The following is a 3,389-nucleotide window of genomic DNA, read 5'->3' as shown; positions in this document are numbered from 1 at the left end:
GTGCCATCGGGTGTCTGACACCCGATGGCACGAGCCTGGTCAGAGGGTCCAGGGGTGGGGGCGAGTGCAGTGGATGAGGATGGCGTCCTCGCTCTTGCAGCGCACGGCGCGCAGGAGGTACTGGTCGCCTGCGGCGGTGAGTTCGGCGAGCTCGCAGCCGTCGTCACCGTCGTCCGAACGGCCGCGGCCGACGATCGGGTGGATCGCGCCGATCTGGAGACCGGCGTCCTCGGCTTCGGCTTCCCAGAGGCTGACGAGGCCGGAGCGGAGCGTGAGATCGTCGAGGAGGTCGCGGCCGTCGAGCTTGAGCGTCACGTTGCAGATGTGGACCGGTTCGATCTTGTCGAGGTCGACGACGTCGCCGCCGAGTTCCCCGTCGAGCATGATCACCACCGGACCGTTGTCGTCCGTCACGCCGCCCACGAATCCGTACCGAACGAGCGGAAAACCGTCTTCGTCCTGCGTCGCATAGCGGATGCGATCGCCGTGTTGGAAGCCGTGCGTGTCGGTCATCAGCTCGCCCCGGCGAACTCCTCGATCACGGCATCGGAGATCTGGGGCCACGCGTGCATCGCCCACTTGTCGAAGTCGTGATCCGTCAGGGCGACGATCCCCAGGTCGTCGTGTCCCGGATCGATCCACATCATCGTCCCGGCACCGCCGAAGTGACCGTAGGTCGCCGACGTGTTGCGCGAACCGGTCCAGTGAGGATCCTTGTCCCCACGTATCTCGAAGCCCAATCCCCAGGGGCACGTGTCGAAACGACCCACGCCCGGAACGATACCTCCCAACGTCGGGAAGTGCGGACGGATCGCCATCGCCGCGGTGTCAGCGGAGAGGAGCACGGGGTCGGTGACCTCGGCGACGAATCGGGCGAGATCGTCGACGGTCGACCACATCGAGTCGGCGGGAGGTCCGCGCAACTCGGTCGACGTCATGCCGAGTGGTTCGAGCAGTCCCAGTCGCAGATACTCCTCGAACGACATCGCGGCTGCGGAGGCGAGGTGCTCGGCCGCGACGTTGATCCCCGCGTTGCCGTAGATCCGTCGCTGCTCCGGAGCCTTGATCGGGTCGTCGGCATCGAAGCCGTAGCCGCCGGCGTGCGAGAGGAGGTGGCGCAGGGTTCGTTCGTGGCCGTCGTCCGGTCCGACCGGATCGTCGAGCGAGACGATGCCCTCCTCGACACCGAGCAGACATGCCCACGCGGTGATCGTCTTGCCGATCGACGCGAGTCGGAACTGGTGGTCGGTCGGGCCGACCCGGTCGACGACGTGCCCGCGATCGATGACGGCAGCAGCAACGGTTGGCACGGGCCACTCGGCGGTGAGTTCGAGTGCCCGGGTCATGGTCGCCGCCGATGCCGGATCAGGTGAAATCGCGAATGAGTTCGGCGACTCGGAACGCCAGGTCGACGCTCTGTCGCCCGTTGAGACGCGGATCGCAGACCGTTTGGTAGCGGTCGTCGAGTTGGCTGTCGCTCAACTCCTCGGCGCCCCCGAGACACTCGGTGACGTCGTCGCCGGTCAACTCGACGTGGATGCCCCCGGGCCAGGTTCCCTCGGCACGGTGAGCCCGGACGAAACCTCCGATCTCGGCGACGATGTCGTCGAACGCCCTGGTCTTGCGGCCGCTGTCGGAGGTGAACGTGTTGCCGTGCATCGGGTCGCACGCCCACACCACCGGATGTCCGGAGTCGGTGACTGCCCGCAGCAGGGGGCGGAGACCGTCCTCGATCTTGTCGGCACCCATGCGGGTGATCAGCGTGAGCCGACCCGGGATGCGCGAGGGGTTGAGGACCTCGCACAGTTCGATGAGGTAGTCGGCAGTGGTGGACGGGCCGACCTTGCAGCCGATCGGGTTGTCGACGCCGCGCAGGAACTCGACGTGGGCGCCGTCGAGATCGCGGGTGCGTTCGCCGATCCACAGCATGTGCGCCGAGCAGTCGTACCAGGATCCGGTCAGCGAATCCCGGCGGGTGAGTGCCTCTTCGTACCCGAGGATCAGTGCTTCGTGCGACGTGAACACGTCGACCTCGGACAGGCTCGCGTTCTGTTCGGTCTCGATTCCACAGGCCCGCATGAACGACAGGGCGCGGTCGATCTCGGACGCGAGTTGCTCGTAGCGCTGACCAGCGGGGCTCGCGGCGACGAACTCCTGCGTCCACGCGTGGACCCGGCTGAGGTCGGCGAAGCCACCCTTCGTGAACGCCCGCAGCAGGTTGAGCGTCGACGCCGACTGGTTGTAGGCCTGAACGAGACGCTCCGGGTTGGGCATGCGCGCCGCGCCGGTCGATGTCGGGTCGTTCACGATGTGGCCGCGGAACGACGGAATCTCCTCGTCGCCGATCTTCTCCATGTCCGACGAACGCGGCTTGGCGAACTGGCCGGCCATCCGCCCGACCTTCACGGTGGGCACCCCGACCGAGTAGGTGAGGATGATCGCCATCTGGAGGATGACGCGCAGCTTCTCGCGGATGTTGTCGGCGGAGAACTCCTCGAAGCTCTCGGCGCAGTCACCGGCTTGGAGCAGGAACGCGTTGCCCGCAGCGACCTGGCCGAGGTGGCTCTGCAGCGAACGGGCCTCCTCCGCGAAGATCAGCGGCGGCATCTCCGACACCGTCTTCAGCGACTGCTCCAGCGCGCCGGGATCGGGCCACCGGGGTTGCTGGCCGACCCGATGCTCTTTCCACGAGGACGGCGACCACTGCTCACGACTCATGTCGGCCACGCTATCGGGCTCGAAAACGACCGAAGCCGCCTGATTCCTCCGGCGGCTTCGGGTGTGTTCTCGGTTCAGCGTGGGCCGTGGCCCGGCGACTCAGACGGCGAGGATGCGCTCGGCGTCGTCACGCAGCCCGGCGACTGCCCGGCTGACGAGGCGACGGGCGGCCTCGGCGGTGACGCCCAGCTGCTCGCCGACTTCGCGGAAGCTCTTGCGCTCACCGTCGACCAGGCCGAAGCGTGCTTCGACGGCGAAGCGGGCCCGGGCGTCGAGCGTGTCGAGCAGTTCGTCGAGCAGATCGCTCTCGACGAGGGCCATGACGGCGTCCTCCGGCGTGGTGTCGCCATTGGCCATCAGGTCGCCGAGGGTGGCATCGCCGTCGTCGCCGACGGTCTTGTCGAGGCTGACCGGGGTGGTCAGACGGTGCAGCTCGGCGTTCTGCTGGTCGAGAGTCTCACCGTCGCCGCTGGCCTGGCGCAGCGCCGCACGGAGGCTGGCGGAGCGGTCACCCGGGATGCGGATGAGGCTGGCCTTCTGGTCCAGCGCACGACCGATGGCCTGGCGGATCCAGAACGTTGCGTAGGTGGAGAACTTGAAGCCACGGCGCCAGTCGAACTTGTCGACGGCGTGCTCGAGGCCGAGGTTGCCCTCCTGGATGAGGTCGAGCA

The 3,389-nt window shown here is 67.5% G+C and carries 4 protein-coding genes; all 4 read right to left on the bottom strand.

Translation table 11 applies throughout. From position 1 onward, the window contains the following. Nucleotides 1–39: 39 nt before the first annotated feature. Complete coding sequence (locus ON45_RS18055) at nucleotides 40–513, bottom strand: hypothetical protein (protein ID WP_040495756.1); 474 nt, start codon at nucleotides 511–513, stop codon at nucleotides 40–42. Beyond that, entirely contained in the window at nucleotides 513–1,346 is an 834-nt protein-coding gene (locus ON45_RS18050; protein ID WP_040495754.1) for a serine hydrolase domain-containing protein, read from the bottom strand. Before ON45_RS18050 ends, ON45_RS18055 begins: the two co-directional genes overlap by 1 nt. A 19-nt stretch (nucleotides 1,347–1,365) precedes the next feature. Further along, a complete protein-coding gene (locus tag ON45_RS18045; RefSeq protein WP_040495758.1) occupies nucleotides 1,366–2,718 on the bottom strand; it encodes a class II 3-deoxy-7-phosphoheptulonate synthase in 1,353 nt (450 codons plus the stop codon). Nucleotides 2,719–2,817: 99 nt separating this feature from the next. Continuing rightward, nucleotides 2,818–3,389 (bottom strand): sigma-70 family RNA polymerase sigma factor (locus ON45_RS18040; RefSeq protein ID WP_040495752.1); only part of this gene is annotated, 572 nt, incomplete at its 5' end.

Origin of the sequence: Ilumatobacter nonamiensis YM16-303 (assembly GCF_000350145.1) — a bacterium.
Classification (GTDB): Bacteria; Actinomycetota; Acidimicrobiia; order Acidimicrobiales; family Ilumatobacteraceae; genus Ilumatobacter_A; species Ilumatobacter_A nonamiensis.
Note: the sequence above shows the minus strand (reverse complement) of the source record. Positions and strands in the feature narration are given on the sequence as shown.